General features: G+C 65.5%; 7 protein-coding genes. 2 read left to right on the top strand and 5 right to left on the bottom strand.

The genetic code is table 11. From position 1 onward, the window contains the following. Nucleotides 1–149: 149 nt before the first annotated feature. The 5 genes from VGN72_10900 to VGN72_10880 all read right to left on the bottom strand — a co-directional run bounded on the left by VGN72_10900 (nt 150) and on the right by VGN72_10880 (nt 23,049). Nucleotides 150–1,291, bottom strand: a protein-coding gene (locus VGN72_10900) for an IS630 family transposase (protein ID HEV7299864.1) whose coding sequence is annotated in 2 segments (ribosomal slippage) — nt 150–853 and nt 853–1,291 — 1,143 coding nt in all. Because the reading frame shifts where the segments join, the coding sequence is not laid out codon by codon here. 34 nt (nt 1,292–1,325) lie between these two features. After that, nucleotides 1,326–2,225, bottom strand: coding sequence for an RHS repeat-associated core domain-containing protein (locus tag VGN72_10895; GenBank protein ID HEV7299863.1), 900 nt, complete (start codon nt 2,223–2,225; stop codon nt 1,326–1,328). A gap of 119 nt (nt 2,226–2,344) precedes the next feature. Beyond that, nucleotides 2,345–2,932, bottom strand: coding sequence for a hypothetical protein (locus tag VGN72_10890; protein HEV7299862.1), 588 nt, complete (start codon nt 2,930–2,932; stop codon nt 2,345–2,347). Continuing rightward, a complete protein-coding gene (locus tag VGN72_10885; GenBank protein ID HEV7299861.1) occupies nt 2,910–20,672 on the bottom strand; it encodes a DNRLRE domain-containing protein in 17,763 nt (5,920 codons plus the stop codon). Before VGN72_10885 ends, VGN72_10890 begins: the two co-directional genes overlap by 23 nt. A 2,110-nt stretch (nt 20,673–22,782) precedes the next feature. Then, nucleotides 22,783–23,049: a hypothetical protein gene (locus tag VGN72_10880; GenBank protein ID HEV7299860.1), complete on the bottom strand. Its 267-nt coding sequence runs from the start codon at nt 23,047–23,049 to the stop codon at nt 22,783–22,785. Between the two features lie 616 nt (nt 23,050–23,665). On the opposite strand from VGN72_10880, the gene VGN72_10875 reads away from it, so the two are divergent. Continuing rightward, nucleotides 23,666–24,544: a DUF6492 family protein gene (locus VGN72_10875; GenBank protein ID HEV7299859.1), complete on the top strand. Its 879-nt coding sequence runs from the start codon at nt 23,666–23,668 to the stop codon at nt 24,542–24,544. 180 nt (nt 24,545–24,724) lie between these two features. After that, nucleotides 24,725–25,480, top strand: coding sequence for a hypothetical protein (locus VGN72_10870; GenBank protein HEV7299858.1), 756 nt, complete (start codon nt 24,725–24,727; stop codon nt 25,478–25,480). The last annotated feature ends 151 nt before the right edge of the window (nt 25,481–25,631 follow it).

Raw genomic sequence — 25,631 nt, 5'->3', positions numbered from 1 at the left:
GCGTGGATGGCGCGCTTCCGAAGGCTGGCCAAGGACTACGAACGCCTGGCGTCGACGTTGAGAGGGATGCACCTGATCGCGTTCGCGATCCTCATGCTCGCGAAACTCGTGAACTGGGAGAAAAGTGCATAACACGCTCTAGTGTTCTGTCACGGTTGCATTGACGGATAGAGCCGTTTGAGGCGGATGCGGGCGTCGGCGGTGGTGAACTGCCAGTCGGCGCGGCGGCGTGCGTGGTTTCGGGCGTCAGCCCAGGCCTGCACGCGTTCGTCCAGCGTGTTCCTGTCGGCGATCCGGTCGCCGAGGCACTGCCGGGCCATCACGCCCAGTTCGATCTCGGCCATGTTCAGCCAGCTGCCGTGCTTGGGCGTGTGATGCACCTCCAGGCGCTCGGCCAACCGGCGCGCCTCGGCCGGGTCGAACGCCTCGTACAGGCTGGCGACCGAGTGCGTGTTCAGCTGGTCCATCACTAACACCACGCAGTCGGCCGCGGGGTAACGCTGGTCGAGCAGGTCCTTGATGAACCAGGCCCAGTCGCGGCGCGTCCGCGACTCGGTCACGGCGACGTGCCGCACGCCGGCCAGCGGTTCGAAGGCGACGAACAGGTTGGCCGTGCCGTTGCGGACGTACTCGCAGTCGAAGTGGCAGGGTTCGCCCGGGCGCATCGGCAGCGGGACGCGGATCTCGCCGATGAGCTGCTTGCTCGTCTCGTCCATGCACACCAGCGGACGCCGCGGGTCGGCCGGGCGCTTGTACACCTCCAGCACGTCCTCCATCGCCGCGACGAAGCAGCAGTCGCGCTCGGGCGGGATGCACCACATCTTGCGCAGCCAGGGCTTCAACTCGTTTTTTTGAGGACGCGCCGGACCGTCTCGTAACTGAGCGGCCCCTCGGCGTGGCCGAGCACGACCATCCGGTCGGCCAGGAGCCGCAGCGTCCAACGGTCGCGCCCCGCGGGCGGCGCGGAGCAGGCGAGCGTGACCAGCCGGGCCTCGCCGTCGCCGTCGAGGCGGCGGGCGTACGACCGCGTCGATGGCCGCGGCCGCAACGCCGCACCCAGGCCGTCCTCCACGAACCGCCGGCGCACGCGGGCGACGGTCGCCGTCCCGCACTCCAACGCCTCGGCCACCTCATCGTCGGCGGGCGACGGGCCGCCACCGTTGGACTCGTCGCACTTGAGCAGCACCCACGCCCGCACCAACGCGCGGGCGGCCACCCGCCCGCGACGCGTCATCGCTTCCAGCTCGCAACGCTCTTCCGGCGTTAACGTCACATGGTACTTCTTCTGCATGTCAGCCTCCGTGCTAGGGGAGCCGACACATTAATCAATTCATGTGTGACGGAACACTAGTCACAATTTCCATCCGGACCAATGTTAAGCGAACGAGCATTTGAGCCGCGATGAAGGTCGTTTTAGCTCCACGGTACGATTGAACTAGCTTCTCGCCCACACTGCCAAAGTTCGAGATGAGTATTTCCAGCACCGAGAACATTCCTGTCGGATCGGACGAGTTAACTGGATTACCATGGGTGTAAGCATACTTGTTTAAAGTGCTGGGTTCGCGCGCCTGCCCGGCCCACGGGTCGACCTGCGTGAACCGCCCCTGCCCCGGGTCGTACCACCGTGCCCGGTTGAAGCTCAACCCACTCACGGGGTCGATCATCTGCCCCACGTACCGAACGGCCGTCATCGGGTTGGCAGCCAAGCCGAGGTCGAGCCCGTAGGCCGTGTAGGCGTAGCGCTCCTTCACCGCCGCGGCGGTCGCGGGATTGACGCAGATGTCCAGCGCCGCCCGCGTCGTCCCGCGCGGGTCGGTCACCAGGTGCAGGACCTTCTGGCGCGTCGCCTGCGTCAGCACTTCGCCGGCTAACGTGTAGGCGACGTCAACCTCGTTCGCGTCCAGCTCACGGTCGCCGTCGTCATCGACGCCCTCCTCCAGCACCTGCGCGTAGCCGGTCGGGTTGGCCGGGTCGACGTGGTAGACCGTCGTCTGGCCGCCCTCGGTCCGCTCCACGCGGAAGCCGCCCGCGTCGTAGGCGTAGGTGACGGTCGTCGTCGCGGTCGACCCGCTCGTGACCGCCACCGAGGACATGCGACCCGCCACGTCGTAGCCATACGTCGTGGATTCCGTCACGGTGCCCGCGTCCGTCAGACCCGCTCGGACGATCTTCTTCGTCTGGTCGGTCCCGGGGTTCGCCGCCCCGCCGTTGGTAGGCGAGACCACCGGTGGTGTCGCAAAGGTGACAGGGCAAACGGATAATCTACCCAGACCCGAGAAATGCCTCAACAAAGACTCCTAGGCCCATTGCTTCGTGCAACCCCTCACTTCTGCCAACTTCGGATTTACTCGGAGGAGAAACTTCGAAAGTGTCCGTCACGGAATCTCGCGAGCCGGATGTGTTCGTCGTCCCATGCCACGGTTAAATACAGGTCGAAGCGCGAACGCGTTTCGGGTGTGTCATGCATCGTGGCGATTTCCTCTAGCGTTTTATCGCGATACCACTTCTTCATTTTGGCAAGTCCCTCCGGCGTCGGCACTCGTCGGGGCTCAATTAGGATATAGTCGATCTGTACATAGGACCATACGTCACCACTACGCATGGGGTCAGAATCTTCAAGCAGCAACTGTTCCTCGCGCAGTTCGGCCCCAATCGCCTGGAAAACATGCGACTGACTTTCCAGAAATTCCGCTATCGATGCTATCTGGAACCCATCCAGGACAAAGCCGGGACCACGTTTACCATCTGCTGCGTGCGTCGCAATGTGGAGCCGAGCGACTTCGCTGGGATGCATTGCGCGTTCTAGTTGTGCCGATCTGAGGTCTGCCTTAATTTGACCATCCGGCCGAAGGGTGCTAAAGCCGCCGACAAACATGAGTTCGAAACCAATACGGGTCGACTCAAGTCCGCTATTTTCCATATCGTTTGTCATGTATCATGCTCCAAAACTTGGCGCCACCCGTATGGAACTGCTTAGTGTATTTGGGATTGTGCTTCTTCTCGTCCAGAAGTTCCATGATCCCCATAATCTCGTGGTGATGCCATGTTCGCCCTTCAATTTTTCCACTGCTTGATATGTCTATGCCTGCCTTCCTGACAGCATTAGCAGCTAAGGTTTTGATGGCATCCCAATCGACCGCGCCGGCTCGCAACGATACAGCAAGTTCCCCGAAGCTAAAGAGCTCAGGGCCGAGTGAGGCGGCGGTAGATAGAAAGAAATCGTACGATCGACGGCCGGTTAGGGGAACAAATACAACCTCATCCTTGTCACCTTTGCCTGCCTCCGGCAGAAACCCGATCTTCAGCTTTCCCGGGTCAGCGTAATCGTGACGATCCATTTGTGCAGCTGCGCCCGGTATTGCCGCGACATATTTTGACAACGAACTCACATCGTCGATCAGTTTAAAACCCTTAGCACCACTTACCCGCTTCTCGAACGCGGTCCATTCATAAAAATAGTACGCAGCTATGAATAGATGCTTTCCGTTCATTGCTTCCAAGCGGAAAGAGTAGACTTGCATCTGCACTAAACCAAGTCGCACAAGGAACTTGGCAGCTTCTACTGTCCCCTTAGCACCGCGATACGCTTGCCCCAACTTCTCAAGTCCCTGGCCTCCTACGGCTGTAACCAGTAGTTCTAGAAGCGCAAATCCTCCGGTCGGATCGGTTGCGTTGACGGGATTCCCATGCCCGTATACGTACTTGTTGAAGCTGGATGGGTTCTGCGCGTCCCCCGCCCACGGGTCGGCCTGCGTGAACCTTCCTTGCCTCGGGTCGTACCAGCGGGCGCGGTTGAAGCTCAACCCACTCGTCGGGTCGATCATCTGCCCGACGTACCGCACCGCCGTCAGCGGATTGGTGCCCAGACCGAGGTCGACGCCGTAGGCGGTGTACGCGTACCGCTCCTTCATCGCCGCGGCCGTCGCTGGATTAACGGCAATGTCCAGCACCGCCCGCGTCGTCCCGCGTGGGTCGGTCACCAGGTGCAGCACCTGCGACCGGGTGGCCTGCGTTAGCACCTCGGCCGCCAGCGTGTAGGCAACGTCAACCTCGTTCGCGTCCAGCTCCCGGTCGCCGTCGTCATCGACGCCCTCCTCCAGCACCTGCGCGTAGCCGGTCGGGTTGGCCGGGTCGGCGTGGTAGACCGTCGTCTGGCCGCCCTCGGTCCGCTCCACGCGGAAGCCGCCCGCGTCGTAGGCGTAGGTGACGGTCGTCGCGGTCGACCCGCTCGTGACCGCCACCGAGGACATGCGACCCGCCACGTCGTAGCCGTACGTCGTCGACTCGGTGATCGTGCCACCAGAGGTCAGGCCCGCCCGAACAACCTTCTTGGTTTGGTCGGTGCCCGGGTTCGTCGGCCCCCCGTACTCTAACGTGGTATGGCGGTCCTCAGCATCGGCGCTGCTGTCCTTCACCTCGCGCAGCAGCCGGTCGTTGCCGTCGTACGTCGCGGTCACCACCGCGTCGGCACCGGCCGAGCCGGGCGTGCCGCCGGCCGTCTGGTCGTCGTGCGCGGTCTCGATCCGGTTGCCCGAGAAGTCGTACCGGAATCGGTCGACGTACGTCAGCGGGTCGCCCGACCCGTCGAGCCCGGCGAGCGCCTCGCGCGCCACTCGGCCCAGCCCGTCGTACGCCCACATGACCGCCGTCGTGCCGACGGCGTTCGTCCGCGTCTCGCTGCGGCGACTGCCGTCCTTGTCATAGGTATAGACGAGGCCTTCGACGAGCGACTCGCCCGTGTCGTAGGCGTGATTGTCGTTCGCGTCGACGAAGTGCCGGGCGGAGGCGACGCGGCCCTGGGTGTCGTACGTGCGGTCTTCGGTGACCTTCACGCCGCCGCTCTTCGTCCAGGTCAGCTCGTAGTCGATCTGGCCGTCGACGGCGAAGACCGTGTCCGTACGCTCGGGCTGATTGCCCGTCGCGCCCGAGTCGACGTCGATCGGAGCATCGAACCGGCGGACGGCCTTGGTGCTGGTCAGGCGGTTCAGGTCGTCGTAGCCGTACTCGGTCAGCGTCGTCGCGCCCGTCCGGGCGGCGGCGAGGGTGCTCTCGCTGCCGGTCCAGGTGGCGACCTTGCGACCGAGCGCGTCGTACGCGTAGTGCAGCGTGCCCTGCGGGCTGTCGATCGTCGTGAGCCGGCCCTCTACATCATAGACGTATTGGTTGACGGCCGGCGCGAACGCCGAGTCGTTGACGGTTGTCTGTCGCCCGAAGGCGTCGTAGGTGGAGCTGATCTTGCGTACCGCCGCAGTGCCGTTCGTGTCGGCGGTGTAGGCAGCGAGCGTGTTGTAATAACGTACGGCACTCACGCGCCCGCGGCCGGTCGACGTGTTGTCGTAATCGTACGCCGTCACGCGCCCTTCGAAGTCGACCTCGTACTTCAGTTGGCCGTAACCGGGACCCAACGTCGTCACATATACGGAGCGTTCTACGAAATCATTGGCGTCCCCGGTCGTCTGCACGCCCAGCGGCAGCGTGCGCGTCAGCTGCCGCCCTTCGCCGTCATACGTGAACCGCGTGACGCTTCCCTTGTCCTTGGGCCACGTGCCGTACGCTGCGTTGGACGGTCGTGAGACCTCCGTCGTGCTGCCGGCGGCGTCGCGGGTAACGTAGACGACCTTAGCGGTCGCGTCGTCCAGGAATGCGTGCGCGACGATGTGCGTGCGGTTGCCCTGAGCGTCGTAATGGTACTCGTACCGCGGGCGGCGGCGATCCGCCGTGCCGGTGGCGCTTCCGTCAACGTCAACGGCAGGCTGGGTGACGGCGATCAGTCGGCCGTCCCCATCGTACTCGTAGTCCGTGCGCCGGCCGAGCGCGTCGACGTCGGCAAGGTGCCGACCGCGCTCGTCGTAAACCTGCTCGAGCACGATGTCGTCGGCCGTACTCGTGTCGGCCGGCGACCCCGGCGTCACGTTCGCCGGCGTGAGCCCCCGGAGGATCGTGTGAGTGGCCTGTCCTTGGGCGTCGTACTGGGTTTCGGTCACGCGTCCAGCGGCGTCGCGGACGAGCGTCTGGCGCCCTTGCGCATCGTAAGCGAACGTCGTCTCGTGCAGGTCGTCGTCACCGTCCCCGTCGATGTCCAGTTCAAACCAGACCCGTTTCTCTCGGTCGGCGTCGTCATACTCGTGATGCGTGACGAGCCCGGTCTCGCTGACGGTCGTCTCGACGCGCCCGCGACCGTCGTAGGTCGTGGACGAGGCGGAAATGACGCGGTCCGCGGCCGGCGTGCCGGCGTAGGTGTCGGCAACTCGGTCGTACTGGAACGTGGTGCGGAACAGACCTCCCAGGTAATCAGAACCCGTACCGCCCGTCACATGCGTCAACGCGACGTCCACGCCACCGATCCGTCGGACTTCATGGGCGCGGCCTGCGTTGTCGTATAGCGTATGCGTGACGCGCACGTTCGTAGTCGCGGTTCCCTCGACGTAGGGATCGGTTCGGGCGATGACGCGACCGTCCGCGTCGTACGCGGTCCGGACGATCACGACGACGTCGTTGCCCTGTGCGTCCTTCTCGGGGCTGCGAGATTCAACGACATTGCCGCGGGCATCGTATCGGTTGACCGTGACGTGCCCGAAGCGGTCGACGACAGTCAGCATTCGTCCGCCCGCATCGAACGAAGCGGCGTCTTCCGTCACTTCCACATCATTGACGAACTTGCGGACCCCGGTGATGCGTCCGGCCGCGTCATAGTCCGTCTCGGAGCGGACGACCGTGCCGTTCGCAGCGACGTAGGAGGTCGACTTCAGGCGACCGCGGGCGTCGTAGCCGTACGACGTGACCACGCCGGTCGAATCGGTGCTCGACGTCATCTGTCCGAGCAAGTTGTACCCGGTATTCACCAGATCGCGCACCTGCCCGGACGGTGTACGTTGTTCAACGCGGACGAGGTTGCCCTGCTCGTAGTGATAGATGGTGAGGTTGCCGGCCGGATCGACCGACTGGGTCAACTGCCCCGTTGTCCTGTCGATCGTGTTCGTCGTCAATTCACCGCCTTCGGTCATCGAGATGACGTCGCCGCGGCCGTTATAAACGTAAGTCGTCTCGACGCCGGCCGCGTCGACCTCCTTCGTCGGCAGGTGCGGGTGACGATCGTCGTTGTACTCGCCCCGATAGGCGTGGACGGCCGTGCCGCTTGGAGTCGTCGTATATCGGAGCGTCGTGGTCCCACTGCTCTCTGTAATCGAGAACGGGCGGGTTTCGGAGATCTTGTTGTCCTCGCCGTCGTAGGCCGAGACGGTCACGAGATAGGTCAATGTTCCCGTCTGTTGAATCTGACGGACGACGTTCCCGCGGCCGTCGCGAACGGTTTCGGTCGCGTACCCAGCAGTGTTGCGGACAATCTCAGCAGTCAGCCCGCCCGGCAGTGCGGTCGACACCGAGACGGCCGCAGAGTTTCCGTCGGCATCGATAAACTTCTGAAGGTGGCCCGTAGCCGGGTCAAATATGGCGCGCATGACATCAACGCCGTTGGTCCCATCCGTGATGCGCGTCAGGAAGTGCGGGCGGCCGAGCAGACCGTCCGACTTGACCCATTGGCCGTCAACCAGCTCCCACTTCTCATTGTACCCGTAGTGCGTCGCCTTACCGGTCTGGTCGGTGACGGTGACGAGTTCCCCGTTGACGTAGTCGTACTCGATCGTGTCGCTCGTCGTACCTTGGGCGCCGCTGTGGAACCACGTGATCTTGTCGACGAGGTGCGACGACGGCAGGCGGACGATCTCGACCTTACCAGTGAGCGTGCCGTTCTTGCGTGACTCGATGACGTCGCCGTCGTTGGCATAGGTAACGCTGTTGCCAACGCGGTCGGACTGGCCAATGAGCTCGCCGGTCTCGGAGTCGTAGGTGTACTTGGTACCGTCGAGCGTCTCGACCTGGAAGTCAACGCCGTGGGTGGCCGGGTTCCACGGAAGGCCGCCGCCCATAAGGGGCTCGCGGAACTCTCCGTTGTCATCGACGTAGAGCGTCGTCGTGACGAACCCGTTCTCCGTCAGCGCCGGCGGCAACCCGAGATCGAGCGGCAAGCCCTGCCCGGGCCCGACGTTCAGCGGTTTGACGTCGCCCGAGGCAAGTTCGAGGCGGACGTCGCGGCTGTCGTCATCGGGCATGAAGGCGATCGTGTACAGGCTGGCGAAGCTGAGGAACCCACCCGCTCCAAAATCCCCTGACGTGTCAGGCAGCGCCACCGCGGTGAACCCACGGGTGCTACCGTCGGGCAGCGTAATGGTGACGCGCGTACCCGTCGCGTAGGCTCGCAGATAACCATCAAAGAACGGATCCTCGCCGGCGCGGACATCGACCTCCAGCTTGCCGCGACTGACCGTCAGGTCCCAGCCGAAACCGAAATCGCCAGATTGGTCCGCACGGTTGCTGCTGTACGTGCGCTGGATCGTGATCGGCACGGGCCCGACGGTCGTCTCAAGGTCTGTGAAGTTCAGGGCGAAGTCGCCGACCTTGTCGGCCGTATTGCTCTTGACGGCGGCGGTGAAACTGAGGCTTCGCTCGCGGCGGCTAGCGTCCTGAGCGAAGAGCTGGAAAAGGTAGTTGCCGTTCGCCAGTTCACTCGTGTTCACGGTCGCGAGGAACCCGTCAACCGAGTCGATCGGCGTGGTGCCGTTGAGCGTTCCGTCGGACGCCAGCGTGATCGGCGCGCGGCCGTCGCTCGGCGTGGCGACGAGCGACCAGTAGACGAGGTCTCCATCCGTGTCGGTGACGCGGCCGGCCAGGTCCGTAGGTTGGTCGAATACAACGCCGTTACCAACGCCGTAGAGCGCGATGGCCGGCGACGCGGTGCCCGCAAAAGCTACCGCGAGCGGCAGCGCCCCGGTGGTTACGACGTTCCCGCCGGTGTCGCGTACCGTGGCCTTAATGCTGAACGATTGACCGGCAATCGTCGAACTCGTCGGCAGGGTGTAGCGAGCTATCCCGTCGGTGCCGACGTCGATCACCAGCGGCGTGGTAAGCCAAGGCGCAGTGAGGGTCACCTGACGGGCGGCGATGCCCAAGTCGTCCTGAGCTTGGACGAAAAAGCGGACCTCGCTACCAGCGGTTGGGGAGGTCGTAGATGCGGCGAGCGACACCGTGGGCGGCAGGTCGGTCCCGATGCCGACATCAAAGTTCTGATCGTCAGTCGCGCCCAGCGGGTCGACCGCTCGCACGGTGAAGCTACGTGGCTGGGCGCCGGGCGGCACCGCCCATTCGACCCGGCCCTGATTGTCGATGCGAAGACCGTCCAGTTCACTTACGGGATTGTCTCCGTCCATTAGCCAGAACGTCAACGCATGCCCGTCTGGATCGACCGCGAAGACCCGGTACTCGAACGTGCCACCTGGCACGGCGCGCAATGTGCCCGTGGCGGGCTGGATCGTCGGGGGTGCGTTGCTGGCCGCGGGATCGGTGACGCGGACGCGGAATCGCTGGGAAGCAGTTGCACCGGCCTGTGATGCGGTCACGATCACGTCGAACTCGCCGATGTCCGCCGTCGTCGTCTGCCAATCGATCGTGCCCGTAGCGGTATTGATCGATGCCTGCAGTCCGGGCCGGGCCGGCGCTAGGAGGCCGTAGCTGATGGGTGCGGTCGTCGACGCATCGGCGTCGGTGGCGGTCACCTTCTGCCGGTATGGTTGCCCGGCAACAACGGCGTAAATCGGCTCACTCGTGATCGTTGGCGGCGTGTCGGCCGTGCCCGCGCCGGTGCCGGAGCCCGTGCGCAGGACCAGCCGCTGCTCAGCCCAACCGCCCTGACCGTCCGACGCGCGGATCGTGAAGTCACGCTGCGTGTCTGGCTGCGGGCTGGCCCACCGGACCCGCGCACTCTGGCCATCAATCCGGACGATCGTCAAGCCGCCCGCGTCGGCGCCGCCGAGCGTGAACGTCACATCGTCTCCATCAGCGTCAGTCGCTCGGACGACGTACACGTAATCCGCGCCGCCCACACCCGGCAGCGGCGGCGTCGATGTGATCGTCGGCGGGTTGTTCGGTGGACGGGTCTGTAGCACCGCCAAGTCGAAGGACTGGACCTCACCGGCGCCGTCGGGCACATCCGCGGCACTAACCTCGACGCGCACCGGGCCCTTGACGGCCGCGGTGGGTGTCCACTCGATCAGCAGTTGTCCGGGCTTGACCTGCGTCTCTGTGTAACCGGTGATGGGCGTACCGTCGGCGTCGAGGAACTTCGTGACCGACATTGTCACGGCGTCGCCGTCAAGGTCGCGCGCCTTGACGAGGTACTGCCACGGACTGCCGACCAGCGCAGGCCCGGTCGGTTCGCTGTAGATGTCGGCCGACCGGTTGACGGTCGGGCGGTTCTCGACCGGCAACGTCAACGTTTGGCTTGCGGTCGCACCACCGCTGTCCTGGACACTGATGGTGACGACGAACGTACCGCCGACGCGCGGCGTCCACGTCAACCGCCCCGCCGCATCGATCGCCATGCCCAGTTCGGTCGCGGCCTCGTCGAGGTAGAACGTGAACTTGTCATTCGCGCCTGCGGCGTTGTCGCCGTCCTCGATGTCGCTGACGAGCAGATCGTAGGACCACTCTTCATCGACGAAGATCGGCCCCTCCGGCGCACTGGCAATGTGGGGCGGCGTGTTCTCGTTGACGACCGACAGCCAGAACGTTTGTACGTCCGTGCCGCCGCGGCCATCGGACACCGAGACGGCAATGCGGAACTCGCCGACTTCCTCCGGCGTCCAAGATAGTAGCCCGGACGTAGAGATGGTTACGTCCAGTGCGCGCGACGCTGCATCCAGCGCCCACATGAGCTTGTCGCCGTTACCGTCCTCCGCTGACAATTGATAGCGGTACGGCTGATCGAGCGCCGCTGGCCCGGTAGGCCGGGATGTGATCTCCGGGGACAGGTTCGTCGTGCGCACGTCGAGTTCGTAACGCTGGATCGCGGTGCCGCCGCGGCCATCGCTAACGCGGACGAGGACGACGTGCGCGCGCACGTCCGTCGGGCGAGGCTGCCACGTGACCTTACCGGTGACGGCGTCGATCGTCATGCCCACCGGCTTCGTCACGAGCTCGTACGCCAAAGCGTGACCGTTTGGATCGGTCGCGACGACTTGGTACTCGTACTCGTCGCCTTCGTGGACGGCCCACGCCGGCACCGAGGTGATCACTGGGTTCTCGTTCAATGCCAGCGGCGCGGATCCCAGAACGAGGCTGTAGCTGTTGTTCGTCTCGTTGCATTCAGCCACAGTTTCGTTGTCGTCCACGACGACCCAGAGATCATCGGATGGCGCGTTTGGCACGGTCACACTGACGTCTTGGTACCGGCCTGCGTCGATCGTACTTAGAGTTGCGTTCGTGGCAAGGAATGTTCCTCCAGCGTTTGGATCGCCATCATAGAACGCAACTCGTACATTCGTAGGAGCCTGGACGTTACCCGCGTTACCGACGCGGACAGTATATGAGGTGTTACCGGACTCTTGCGACGTCCGGAGATACGAGGGGATGAGGTCGGGTGCTTCGCCGCCTGCGGTGTGTAGGTGGAACTGGTCGAACGTGAGTGCGACGTGATCTCGGACCGTTGGCAGGACCAAGAGGCGTACGCCAAGCCAGTCGAGCTCACTCGCAACTGCCGTAGCGAGGATGTTAGTCAGATCGAACGACAACACGTCGTGGAGTGCAAGGTCACTAGTACCGAACGTTCCAACGACACCTAGCGACGGTGCCTCGTAGTCCGTGATATCCTCGGCGCCGTTGCCGGCATAGGCGTCGACCTGAATAGTGTGGTTCAACAGCGGCCCCTGCCAGAACAGCCCGCCCATGATCCCGACCCGAAAGTCAATGCTCGCCTCGCCTGCGAGGCCGTCGATAGCAAATTCCGTAAGCCCTCGGACGGACTCGCTGTATTCGAACCCGCCGACCTCGGCTGATCCCGGCGGGTTACCGAATGGAATGGTGGCACCCGCATGGAAATGATTACCCACGTTGGTAAAGTTGCCCTCGTTGTCATAGCCGTCGGCTATCGAAAAGGTATAGCCGGGCGCCGTCGTCTCCAGCAGCCGACAGTCCCGTTTAGTTCGGTCCGCATTATTGAGTTCGTTTGTTTCCGCTATTACACCGCCACTGTCGACGAACGCCCAGATGTGTCCGCCGGCAAACTGCACCGCGCCGGAGATCGCCGCAGCGACCGCGATCGGTTCTGTCGGCATCAATGGTTGTTCCACGCGAGTCGAGCCGAGGACATTATCGGTAGATGACGTGTACTGGCCGTCGAAGTTGAGGTCCTCGAAAAACAGCACGTCGAACGGGTCGTTCACCGAGCCGAGGCCAATGTTCGATATGGTGGCCGTCACAACGCCCTCGGCACGGAGCCGTTGCGGGTCGAAACGGACACCCTCGGCGCTGACGTTGGTGACCGTAAGGTCGGGCGTGCCAGACACCCCGGGGATCACGCCGCGGCGAACCTCGATCTGATACTCTTGCTCGCCGTAGAGGGCCGGTTCCTGCTGGTCACTGACGCGCAGGCGGACGGTGAACGTCTTACCGATGTCCGCGTACGTCGGTCGCCACGTCACCACGCCGTTGCCTGGCGCAATGGCGAAGTCCCCGCCCGGCCGCAACGTTTCGTCCACATCCGGCAGATACGAGAACGCTAATGTGTCGCCGTCCGGGTCGAATCCGTCAGCGTCGTAGCGGTACTCCTCACCGGCGTAGGCCACGACCACGGGCGTGGTGGTGAACCGTGGCGGGCGGTTCTGCACGTTTGTGACGGCGCGAACGGTGAATATCTGGTCGTAGGCGCGATCTGTAGCGCCGTGCGGTTGATCCAACACGCGAAGCCGCACCGTATGCGTGCCCGCAAGTGTCGGCTGCCACGTTAGTACGGGCTGACCATCGACGTCTTCGACCGTCATGCCGGCCGGGCCGGAGACGATCTCGAAGCGGACCGGGTCCTGTTCACGATCGTCGCCTGCCAGGGGATACCGAAGCGTGTTGTCGCTCTTCGCGACGATCTCTAGAACACTGCCGCCGGCCGCTTCCACGGAGTACGCATGCCCTTGGTCGCCGGCGTACGGGTCGGACGCGAAGCGAGGCGCCGTGTTCCCACCGGACAGGATCTGCAGAGTGTAACCGAAGCGCTGGCGCCCGGGATTGAGGAACTGGAGCACAGCTTGCGTCGCAGCCGTAGCAGGGAACTGCCCTGCAGAACTGGATCCGATGGCTGCCGTCAGATCGTAGTACGGATGACCATCAGCGGTCAGTCCGTGAGCATTCGGGAGGACGATGCCGGGCTCGCTGATGTCGCGGACGACCAAGAGCAAGCGGTTCCGCATGAACGTGCTGTCGCCAGCCTTTCGTTCGACCGAAAGGCCCGCGAACAGAGCGTCATCTGCATCGTAAAGGCTCGTGCGGTCGTACCCGAACTCGAACGCCGACGTCACGTCCCAGAGATCGCCGACGCCAGGAACGCTGTGTACGGTGCCCGGCGTGCTCGACACCATCGGAGGCATTGTCGGCGGGTCCGCGATGCCCTCGGGCGTCGTATTGGCGGTCTGCAGCGCGAACGTGCCGGCGGCGGAACGCGCACCGTCGCGCCAGTCGGTGGCGCCGGCGTAGTGGTACACCTGCCGCGTCGTGCGGTCGACGACCCACAGGTCGTCCTCGCCAGCGGCCAACGTGATGCCCGACGCGTTGGCGTTCGCCGCGTCGAGCTGCCACTGGCCCAGGAGTTGCCCGTCCCGGGCGTAGACGAACACCTTGTCGGTCGCGTCGTCGGTAACCCAGATTGTCGTCCCGTCCGTTACTACGTCGGTCGGGCTCGCGTTCGCCGCGGCAAGCGCGAACGACGACGCCTCTGACGCGATGCCCTTGCGCAGGCCCGCTGCGTTGGCGTACAGGCGGACGCGCTTCTGGACATCGTCGACGACCCAGATGTTCGTGCCGTCAGTCGTGATGCCGCTCGCCCGCTCGACCTGCGCCGCCCGCCAAGCGCCCAGGAACGCGCCATTGCCCGCGTTCGTCACCTGCACCTGCCCGGCCCCGTCGATCGTCCACAGCAGGTCGCCGACAGGATTGGACGCCACGCCGCGTGGCTGGCGCATCGTCGCGTCCATCGCGTAGAAGCCGATCGCGCCGCCAGCGGCGGTGTAGCGATACGCATTGTCGCCCGACGCGGCCGCGCCGTCATTGACGACGAAGAACTTCGGCGACCCGGGGAGCGCGCCATGGGCTCGGGTCGGCAGCGAGCCGTTCGTCTTGATCTCGTCCATGCCGACGAAGAACGTGCCGTCGTTGAGCTGGCCGGTGACGAACGCCTCCGTGTCGCCCAGTCGGATCCCGCTCAGCGCCGTTCGGAAGTCGGCGCGCCGGAACGGGTTGTTCCCCTGCGACTCGAGTTGGCCGTCGTCCTCGGGCGCGCCGCCGGGGCCGAACCGCAGCGTGTCGACGTCGATCTCGTCCGGCTCGAACCAGGGGCGCTTGTAGATGTGGACCGAGGTGACGCCCGTGCTGCCGACGTTGACCGTCGGCACGACGCGGATGTCGACGAGGCCAAACCCGAACGACCGCGTCGCGGCGCCCTGGTCGTCATCGGCGGCCGTCACGGTCGCATTGAAGAACCGCTGCCCGGCGAACGACGGCGCGTTGGCGTACACGTGGGTCGCCGTGAACGTGCCGACCGTCTCGGTGCCGGCAGCGCCCGGGACGACCGAGGCGGCGACGCGCTGTGGCGCGGTCCCATCGCCCCAGTCGATCGTGACCGTGAACGTCTCGCTCGTGCCCGCCGACGGATTGTTGAACGCCGGATCGGCGAACGTCCCGGAGATCACGGTCGCCAGTTGCCGGGCGTTCTTCTGGACGATCGGCTCGAACCGGATGCTCGCGTCGAGGCGCGGCGCGACGTTCTGGACGGTTGCCGTGGCCAACTCCGTTACCGGCTCGGTCACGCCATCCGTCAACTGGACGCGCGGGTGGTAAGTTCCCTGCCCCGTGGTCCGGTTGCCATCGTCGGCGTAGACGTGCTCGGCGGTGATCGTCTTGGTGACCGGGTCGATCGTGGCCGGCTGCGGGCCGCTCATGTCGCCCCAATCGATCATCGCCGCGTGCGAATCGCCAGCGTCCGGATCGCTGAACGTGGCGACGAGGGTGGCGCGACCGCCCTCGTCCACGGTGATCGGCGCTATCGGGTCCAGCTGCGGACGCGTCGCCTGTGGCGCCTCGCTCCCGACCAGCCGGACGGTCGAATCGTTGTCGGCGTCGGCGTTGACGAGGCGCAACTGGACGCGCACCTGCTGTCCCTGCAGGGCCGCGACGTCCAACTGCAGCTCGGTCCGCCCGTTGCCTAGGTCGCTTGCCACGACCCCGGCGCCGGCCGCGTGTCCGGACACCGTGTGCGTCACGTTGTACGCCGCATCACGGTCGGCCGCGAAGCTCGCGAGCGGCCGACCGTCGGCCGCCAGCAGCGCCACCTCGAGCGCGTCGTTGATTCGGCCCTGGCTCGTCCCGTCGAACGTCAGCCCCTCGTACACGAGCGCGAGCGTGTCGACGCCGGACGGAACGGTCAGTGTGCGCTCGATGCCGACGAGGAACGATGCCCCCTCGCGCAGCACCCAGTGCGCCCCCTCCGCGAGTGCCGTCCCTGGGTCGGCCGCCGCTGGCGACGTCACCGCCACCCAGTCGTTCCCGTCCAGTCGAAGGACGCCGTCCGCGACGGTCGACGAGCTGCTGATCAACATGGGCAACGGGCCCATGATCGCCATGGATGACAGTGCGGGAGCGACGTCCAGAACCAGCGGCTCGACGCGGTAGCTGCCGTCCTCGTCGATCGCGACCGCGCTGATCGCGAACTGGCCGGCGGCCGAGTAGACATGGGTGACCGACGAGGGGTTGCCCGTCACCACCTGCACGGCCGAGCCGTCGCCCCAGGACACGCGCCACTCGACGACCGTGTCGGTCCCGGGATCCGACGCGTGCAGGCCCAACTGGTACGTGTCCCCGGCAGTCGCTGTCACGGCGCCGCTCACCGCCACCGTGGGCGGCACCTCGCCGACGTCGACGTGGACCGGATCCGCCTCGTAACTTGTGGAGCCGGCGCTGGCGGCGACGTTGATCTCACGTCCGAGCGCTGCATCGGCGTAGACGTGGGAGACGCTGGTGGCGGTCCCGGGAAGCGACTCGGTTGAGCCGTCGCCCCAATCGATGGTCCAGCCGGACACGCCGGAGGCGTTCGCGTGCAGCGCCAGCTGATAGGTGGCCCCCTCGTCCACCGCCGCCGCACCGGTCGCGACGACCGAGCCGGGCGTCCGCACGTACGCGGTATTCGACCACGCGGAGGCCGCGCCGCCGGCGCGGACCGCGTTCGTGCGGAAGTAGACGTCGGCGCCCGGCGCCAGGTTATCGGCGAGGTAGCCGCCCGCACCTACGGTCGCGGTCGCGAGGGGGACGAACGAAAGACCGTCGCTGGAGATCTCGATCCCGATGCTGTCGCCGATCGCGGTGGACGCCAGCCACTGCAATTGGGCCTGCGTGCCGTTCAGCGCCGTGGCCGTGAGGCCGACGGGCTTCGCGGGCGCCACGTCGAACGCGACGCTGGGGACGCTGTAGGTCCCATCCTCATCGGATGCCGTAATCGTCACCACGCCAGCCGTCGTCGCCGGGCCGTACGCGTGCTCGACGGACGTCGTGTCACCCGGCAACACCTGAACGGCCGACCCATCGCCCCAGTCGATCGTCCACGTCATCGTGTCCGCGCCGGGGTCCGAGCGCGCCAGCGTCAGCGCATACGTCTCGAACTCGTTGATCGCGCTCGGACCGATCGCCGAGAGCGTCGGCGCCACGTTCTCGACGTCGACCGCCAGCGAGTCGGCGGCAGACTGGGCGCCGACCGTGACCGCGGTTGCGACGATCGTCGCGTTGATGTCACCATCGACGTAAACGTGGGTCGCCTGCGACGCGGAGGCCGGAAGCGTCTCCACCACGCCGTCCCCCCAATCGATCGACCAATGATCGACCGGATCGCTACCCTGGCCGCTGACCGACAGCGACAACGTGTACGCCCCACCCTCGTCGATCGAGGAGGGGCCATCGATGCTCACGTTTAGCGTGTTCGGCGTCGTCAGGTCAACGGTGTTGGACGGTGGCGAGTCTGGCGCGCCAGCCGCGCCGGTCCCGACGACGCGGTACCAGTACCGCGTGCCCGCCACGACCGTCGAATCGCTGTACGTCGTGACGTTGGGCGCCAGCGGCATCCCGGGCAAGGGCGTGAAGGCCGTGCCGTCGGTGCTACGCTCGACGCGGAACCCGCCCTCGTCGCTCGCGTTGTCGGTCCACGCCAGGTTCACCTGCGTCGGTGACGCGGCGGTGGCCGTCAGGTTCGACGGTGCCGTGGGCGGCGTCGTTACCGGACTGCTAGCGACGACAACCAGTCGGGGCTGGTTGCTGCTGGCATCGCTGCTGTTGAAGATCGGGAGGCTCGTGCTGTAGAACGGGCTGCGCAGCTCGAAGCTCACGCTCGTCGCGCCTGCCGCCTTCTGGGCCGCCACGACGGCGGTCACGTCGAACTCGTACCAGCGCAGCACGTTGTCCGGCACGGTCACGTTGTCGAGGCTTGAGCCCGTGAATCCCGGCTGGTTCAGCCAGTCGATCGACATCTCCTGCCACGTTTCGTTCGCCGCTTGATAGACGTGGACGACCACGTTCTCCGGCGCCGCATCGCTGTTGCGGCCATAGAGGCGCAGCTTGGCGTCTTCGACGGTTGTGATCGTCGTCAGGTCGAACCGGAGGTAGCTGTTGCGGTTGCCGCCGGTGCCCGTCGTCTTGGCCAGCAGCTGCGCGGACCCGCCGAAGTTTTCGTCCTCGTTCGTCGTGCCGTCCTGCACGTACGCGTCGGCCACGGCCCCGAGCGTCGTCGCCGGCCCGTCGGGCAACGTGGTCCCGGTGGCAATGGCGCTGTTGGCCGAGGCGAGCGTCTCGCTCATCTTGGCCCGCACGCGGTAGTAGTACGTGGTAGACGGGCTCAGGCCCGCCGTGTCGCTGTAGCTCGTGACGTTGGCGGCAGTGGTGGTGACGACCACGGTTTCGGCGCCGACCGGGAACACGGTGCTGGTGCTGCGCTCGACGATGAAGCCGGTCTCGTTCGCCGACGCGTCGGTCCAGCTGACGTTGATCTGCGACGGCGACACGGCCGTCGCCGACAGCCCGCTGGGCGCGATCGGCGGATGAGAGACGACCACGAGTTGCGGTTGGTTGCTGGTGGCGTTGCTGCTGTTGAAGATCGGCACGCTCGTGGTGTAGTCCGGGCTGCGCAGTGCCAGGCTGACCACGCTAGCGCCCGCTGCCTTGCGCGCTGCAACGAGCGCCGTCACTTCGAACTCGTACCAGCGCATCACGTTGTCCCGCACCGTCACGTTGGCCAGGCTGGTGTTGGAGTATCCGGCTTCGGTTAGTTGGTTGTTCCACGTGAGCGTCTCCTCCTGCCATCCGTCATTGAGGGTTTCGTGCACGTGTACGACGACGTTCTCCGGCGTCGAGCTCGAGTTGCGGCCGTAGAGGCGCAGCGTCGCCGAGTTGGTCGTGCTCAGCGCGCTGATGTCGAACTTAAGGTAGGCGTTACGGTTGCCGCCGTAACCGAAGGTCTTGACGAACAGCTCGGTCGAGATGGGGTAGGAGTTCCCGGAGTTCCCGCCGTCCTGCACGTACGTGTCGTCGGTCGGCGACAGCGGTGTCGTGATCGCCCCCGGCGTCGCCGGCTGCGTCGTCGCGCTGGCGGTGTTGCTGTTGGCCGAGTCGCCGGCCCCGTTGATCGCCCGGACGCGGTAGTAGTAGGTCGTCGACGGGCTCAGGCCCGTCGTATTGTTGTGGCTCGTCACGTTCGCCGCTGTCGCCGCGACCGACGTCAGGCCCTGCGTGAACGTCGAGTTCGTCGCTCGCTCGATCACGAAGCCGGTCTCGTTCGAGGAGGCGTCGGTCCAGCTGACGTTGATCTGCGTGGCCGACATCGCGGTCGCCGCCAGCCCGCTGGGCGCGGCGGGCGCCGTCGCCAGCGCCGGCGTGGTGACGCTCGTCGTGGCGTGCACCCCGCCGGCCGTGCCGTTCATGGCCCGCAGGCGGAAGTGATACGTCTTGCTGGCCGTGAGCCCGGTCACGCTGCGGCTCGTCGCGTTGGAGGCAAGCGCGACCGTGGTGACGCCGCTGGCGAACGTGCTGCTCTCGCTGTACTGCAGTTCGTAGCCGCTCTCGCCGCTCGCGTTGTCGGTCCAAGTCAGGTTGACCTGCGTCGGGGAGGTCGCCGTGCCGTTGAAGCTCGTCGGCGTCGCCAGCGCCGGCAGGTACGTCAGCGTCATCGCGTTGAAGTTGCCGACGCCGTTGCCGGCCGTGCCTTCCGTGTCCGCCACGACGCGCAGGACGTGCGTGCCCGCCGATAGCACGACGTTGCGGGTGACGGTCGAGAACGTCGTCGCAGCGCCGGTCGTGGGCACCTGCATCGCGCCGGTCAGGTCAATGCCGCCGGTCTCGACGTGGAACGTGCCGGCCGTGCTCTGGTAGCCGACGAGCGCGTCGAGGCGGTACGTGCCGGCGGTCGCGATGCTGACCGTGTACTCGACCCACTCGCCTGGCACCGTCCAGCCGACGAAGTACTCGCTGCTGACGAGCGGGTAACGCGCGATGTCCACGCCGCCAGCGCGGTACGCGCCACCGATGTTGGCGCCGTTGCCGTCGTTGTAGGCGATGCCCTGAGCGCCGGCGTCGAAGTCCTCGGCCTCGACGCGCATCCCGGCCGTGCCGGCGGCGGGGCCGACCGCCCAGGGTGCGTTGGACGACGTGTAGGCGACCTGACTGACGTTGTTGGCCAGCGCCTTACGCCCGTCGTAGCCGCTCATGGCCGAGTCACCAGCCGCGTTCGAGGCGGCGACCTTGTAGTAGTACGTCGCGGGCGTGGCCGAACTGGGCAGGCCGCCGGCGCTGAAGAACGTCGCGCCCGGCCCGGTCGTGCCGATCAGCGAATACGTGCCGCCGCTGCTGGTGCTGCGGTAGACCTTGAAGCTCGTCTCGTTGTCGCTGGCGTCGTTCCAGATCAAATCGACGCTCGTCGCACTGGCGCCGCGCGCGCGGACGCCGGTGGGCACGGCTGGGACGGATGAGGTGCGCGAGGCGTCGGTGATCTCGACGAACGCGATACGGTTGTCGACCGCGCCGCTGGCGTTCGTGAGCGTCAGCTTACCGTCGCTCACGCTGACGTTCGCGGTGCCCGTCACCCAGCGATTGCTGCTGGTGGGCGAGCCGTTGACGAGCAGCGTGCCCTCGGCGTTGATCTTGTACGTTGCGCCGCTCGTGACGGTCGGGTCGCCGGCGACGACCTTTACCTGGTAGGTGCCGTTGGGGACGGCGATCTCCCACGTGCTGGCCCCGCCGCTCGCCTGCATGCGAGCCAGCGTGTCGTATCGCTTGTCGGGCGCCGCCGTGCTGCCGCGGTCGAAGGCGTTGGCGCTGTTGGACGTGTTCCAGCCGTAGGTCAGGCCATTCGTGTGGGCGCGGTAGGTCTGGCCGAAGTCGCGGTAGTAGCCGGCGGGGGTGCCGCTCTCCTCCACTTGGAAGTTCACGCCGGCCTGGAACGCGAACAGCAGGCGCTGCTCCAGCGGCTGGAGCTCGAAGATGTTCTGCTGGAGACGCGTGCGCGCGGACCGTGCCCGACCGATTCCGAGAATCTTGCGTAAGCTCATTGAGTTGTGCCCTGAAGTTGCGTGCTGCTGCTGCTGCCCTGCCCATTCAGCGGCCCCCCGATGAAGCCGCTATAGGCGAAAAGGTACACCCAAATTCACGTTTGGCAAGGGGGCACCCCGGAAATGCTTGTGGCGCTCTTTGCAGCAGATGTGGGACGGATTGCGCGACGCCGAGTCGTCGGCGCGTTAGCCGCACCTGACGCGGCACCTTCCATCCTTTAGCTACCGACCCTAGCGAGCAACACATCGCGCAGGTGCGTTCGCAGAGGGATGAGGCACCGCACCAGCTGGGCGGATCCACCGAACTGCCAACGACCCCCGTCTAGCGGCGCAGGGGGTCGCCCATGGTGTCACCACGTGATTGGGTTCCCACAATCGGCAGTACGGCCACAACCTACGGTTGATCTGCCGCAGCATGACGTGACGGTTCGCGCCCACGTGGGGCATGTCCCATACACGGCCCCTAACACCGCGCCGATGCGTCGGACGCGACGCCCCCGCCACGGGCACGTCACTAGCCGCCCCGCCGCCGATCGCCTCGCCCGATGGCCACGCCGCCGCACGCGCGTCAGCGCGGAGGATCGTAAGCTGCGAAGCCGGTCCCCGCTGTCAGCTCGCCTCGGGGAGGCACGAACCGTGGCAGTCACCGCGCTCTCGCCTCGACTGAGGGGTTGGCCATTAGGGCTGGACCGCACGGCATCCGGGCATGTCGCGTCGGTACTGCTGGTGCAGGTGCGCTGTCCGCCTATGGGGACATTCCGAAGTCGCGCGAGGCTGCGAATGACTGGCTGCCGTTCTACAGGACCCTTATTCCATCCGACGTTGCTCACCCTTCTGCCCCACGGCGTCTCCGTTCAACGCCCGACGCGTCACCTCTCCAAATCGCCTGCTCAAAGCCGCCGAAGAAGATGCGCTGTGCGGACCCAAGTGCCCGCACATGCCGGGTTGATGTATTCGAAAATCGGAATCGAGAATTGGCACGCCGCAGCCGCCGTCCGGACGCTCTGGGGAGGGGCCGGGGGGCTTTAGAACGCCCTTCGCTTTGCAGGGGGTAGAAGAGGGATATGGAAGGGCGAGGCGCAAGAGGCAGAACGCAAATGAGCACCCCGGGGGGGTGGTGCCGTAGCCGACAAAGGGGCAGAGCGATCGCGGAGGGGGCGGTGAAAAAAATTCCGGGGTCGACGAGGATGGCACCCTTGCGCGAAGTTAGAGAGTATCGGACGCCGAAGCATTCGCTACCGCGTGTGGGGAAGGAGGTGGCCAACTCGTGGATCGGCACGCTGTCGGCTACGCAGCCCTATGTGATCGACGCCGATAACGCCTCGCAGAGCCTAGGGCGGGACGCCTCGCGATCAGGAGCACGTCGATCGCCGAGCCCATCGCCCCCTGGTCCACACGGCCGCCACACGCACGTCAGTTCGGAGCATCGTAAGCTGCGATGGCCGTTCACCGATCACGTCTCGCTCTGTGGAGACACGGAGGGTGGCCGTCACCACCCTACGGCGTGTATTGAGAGGCGGCCATCACGGCCCGACCGAACGACATCCGGCACGGCGCGTCGGAATCGCTAATGCAAATGCGCGACTCGCCTAGGGGTAGCATTCGAAGCCCGCGAGACTGTGAATGATCCCGTGCCGCTCTACCGGACCGGTTGTCCACGGTACGCTGCACGTCGTACTGTCCCACGGCATCTCCACCCCGCGCTCAACGGAGTCGACCTTCTAAAGCCTTCATCAGAAGCCTCCGAAGAAGATGCGCTGCGAGGCCTCGAAGGAACCGCGCACGTCATGTCGATCCTGGAAAATTTGGATCGAAGATTGGCACGGCACGGCCGCCGTCCGGACGCTCGAAGGCGGGGCCGGGGGAGTCCTTGTATGCCCGGTCGCTTTGCAAGCGAAGAACGGGGGTAGGGCAGGGCGAGGCGCAACGGTCTGACGCAGATAAGCGCCCCCCGGGCGGGTCTATCCTGTAGCGCTGATGAGTCCGCCGAAAAGGGCCGGTGTCGAGAAAAATTCTTGGGCCGACGCGACGGTTCTATCATTCCACGCCGCCCTGTTTATGGGACCTCGACGCCTTCTTTCGGAAAGAGGAGGTCTTGCCACCCCCGGTTTCAATTCACGGCGATGCTCATGCTCATCTCCTTCGTCCTGAGCGTGTTAACCACGGTGTCCCATGTGCTCCATCCGGGCCGACACATCAAGTCGATCGGGGGTTGATTCCGAGCGTGAAACAGGACCAAGATTGGAGTGGCTGCCCGAGCGCAGCGCACCGCGGCGGTGCAGGGGCGCAGCACGTCCTTGGCGAGGATCGCGGCAACCTCGCGGAGGCGGTCTTCTGCGGACATCGGGGACGGGTCGGTCGGGTCGAGGTACGACATCGGGACTCCGGGTGGAGGCGATGCCCGCAACGACCTTCTCTTGGAGATGGGTGTGCTGCCTGGCAACGGGTTATCGGCGGGACGCTCGGCACGGTGCGCGAGGTCCCTACCCGTTAACTACGGGGTTGGCGGGCGGAAGGGGTGGGGAAGGCGGGAGAACGCTGGCAACCAAACTTCGCGCAAACCCGTTTCCAGAATACGCGGAGCGCCGCGGGAAAAGGTTTGGCGTGTAACCCGCGGCGGGATAACCTCTTGGTGCGTGGGCCGGGGTGGGAACGTTTCCTGCTACATGGACTGCGTTCGAGGTAATGAGATGTTACGTCGCACGGGAGCGCGTCTTCGCGATGGCAACGCCGTTCCAGTTCGACCTCGCGGGACAGACGTACGGGCTCGCCATTGCGAATCGGCATCGCTACCTTCTCGAGGACGACCGTTCGTTCCCGGTTCGCGTTTGGCCGGCATGTTGCAAACGCTGCCAGGGGTTCTGATGAAGTGCGATTGGCTCCCGTTCCCCCCCTCTGATGATCGGCCATCCCACAACTGCACCTGGCAATCCGGACCCCATCCTCATCGCGCGCTCGGACGACACGATCCGGGACTCGAAGCCTGCAGATCAATGACCCACAACGCCGAAGCCATCGACACGTTCATGTGCGTGCACTCGAGCGACGTCCCCTACCTGTTGGAACTGGCGGTGCGGTCGTGGCGCATCAACTTCAGGCCCAAGGGCAGGCTGTACCTGATCTGCAACCAACGCCACCCCATTCAGAACTTCGTCGATCGAAACGACCTGTCCGACGTCGCGGTCATCAGCACCGACGCCGACTGGCTCTCGGCAAAGGAACTGTCGCTCCACGGCTGGTACCGCCAGCAACTCATCAAGCTGCGCGCGTACCGAATCTGCAGCACGGCCAACTTCTGTAACCTCGGCGCCGACACGATCCTGCTGCGCGCCATCGAGTTGGACGACCTGCTGGTTGACGGGTACCCCATCGCCTACTACACCGCCCGACCGCGCACGATTGCCGACCCGCATTACCGCTACGAGCTGTTTCGCACCCTGAGCCTCGCGCGCATCCTGCGCACGCTGCCGACGCGAACGCTGCGCCACGTCGACTTCATCGCCGACCTGTTCACCTTCAACCGGGCCGACCTGATGGCGCTGGACGATCGGATGACCGCGTTGCACGGCGCAGATGCCTACCACGCGTTGCTGCATCGGTACGGCACGAGCGCGCGGAACCACAAGCGGTTCGGCGAGTGGACGCTCTACACGATGTTCGTCCTGGACGTCCTTCGCCGCCAACCGGTGCTGCGCGACATGTCGCGCGGCTTCCTGCGGCAGGCGCACTCGCAGTCCGCCCTGCAACGGATGTCGCTCGACGTCAGCGTGCTGCACGTCGCATCCAAGCAATGCGACGTCGACGTGGTGGCCCGACTGGTCAACCCAAGGCTTGCCCAATCCGCCCCGACCGGCCACGCCTCCGGCGCCTGACGCCCCGCCCAAAGAGGTTGAACCACAGAGGACTCCGAGCATACGGAGCGAAAGCTTCGGTAGGCGTTTCCCACCCTATTCAACGAAATCCGGAGATCATGAAGGACGGCACGACCATTGCGAACTCGTCCGGTTTACCGTGGCCGCGTATCGGTCACCCAACAAAGGAAGGAGGCGGACATGGTTCGCCAGATGCGAATGTTAAGCGTGGCCGTGACGTCCGTTTTGGTCGGTGGGGCCGTTCTGATGGCTGACGATGCGGCCGTTCAACCGGGCGGCACCGGACAACAGTTTGGCAAGACCGCCGGTCAACCCCCGATGAACGCCGAGGTCTCCAACGACACCGACGCGGCCGCCAATGCCCAACCGGCCGGGGCCCCGATGAGCCCGGGTGGCAGCGCCAACGTCGAGCAGATGATCTCGTCGTGGCCCCAGAGCTCGCAGGACGCGGCGAAGATGATGATGAAGCAGTACGGCCAGCCCACGGGGGTGACGCCGAGCCGGCTGGTCTGGACCGACCAGCAACCGTGGGCGGAGATCATCGTCTACAAGAACGAGGTGTCGCACAGCTTCCCGGTTCAGCACCCCGACGTGCTCGAGCAGGTCATCTATTACCAGGTGCCCGCCGACAAGTTCGACGAACTGGCGCAGTTCGACGGCAGCGTGATCGTCGAGCGCACCAAGGGCACGATGGCCGCCCGGTGCGACAAAGAGCCCGCCAACTACCTGGCGCTGAACCTCGCCCATGACATCGTCGAGGGCAAGCGCTCGGTCGACGAGGCCCGCCAGATGTACGCCGACACGATGAAGAAGGTGATGATGGGCAACGAGAAGCCCGAGATCACCCAGAAGCTGATGTTCCAGCCGCAGTCGCAACAAAAGGCCGGCGACCCGGACCAGTCCGTCATGCAGAAGCCCTCGGGCGGTGGCCAGTAACCGCCTGATGACCGCCTCATCGCGGTCCGTCAAAATCCGATGACCAAGGCGAGGGGCGGTCCCGATCGGACCGCCCCTCGCTGTCGTTGCGAACCGCCGGGGCAGCGAAAAGGGAACGTCTGGACTCTGTCTCGATCCTCCTTCGTGACAC

This window comes from Tepidisphaeraceae bacterium, assembly GCA_035998445.1.
Lineage (GTDB): Bacteria > Planctomycetota > Phycisphaerae > Tepidisphaerales > Tepidisphaeraceae > DASYHQ01.
Note: the sequence above shows the minus strand (reverse complement) of the source record. Positions and strands in the feature narration are given on the sequence as shown.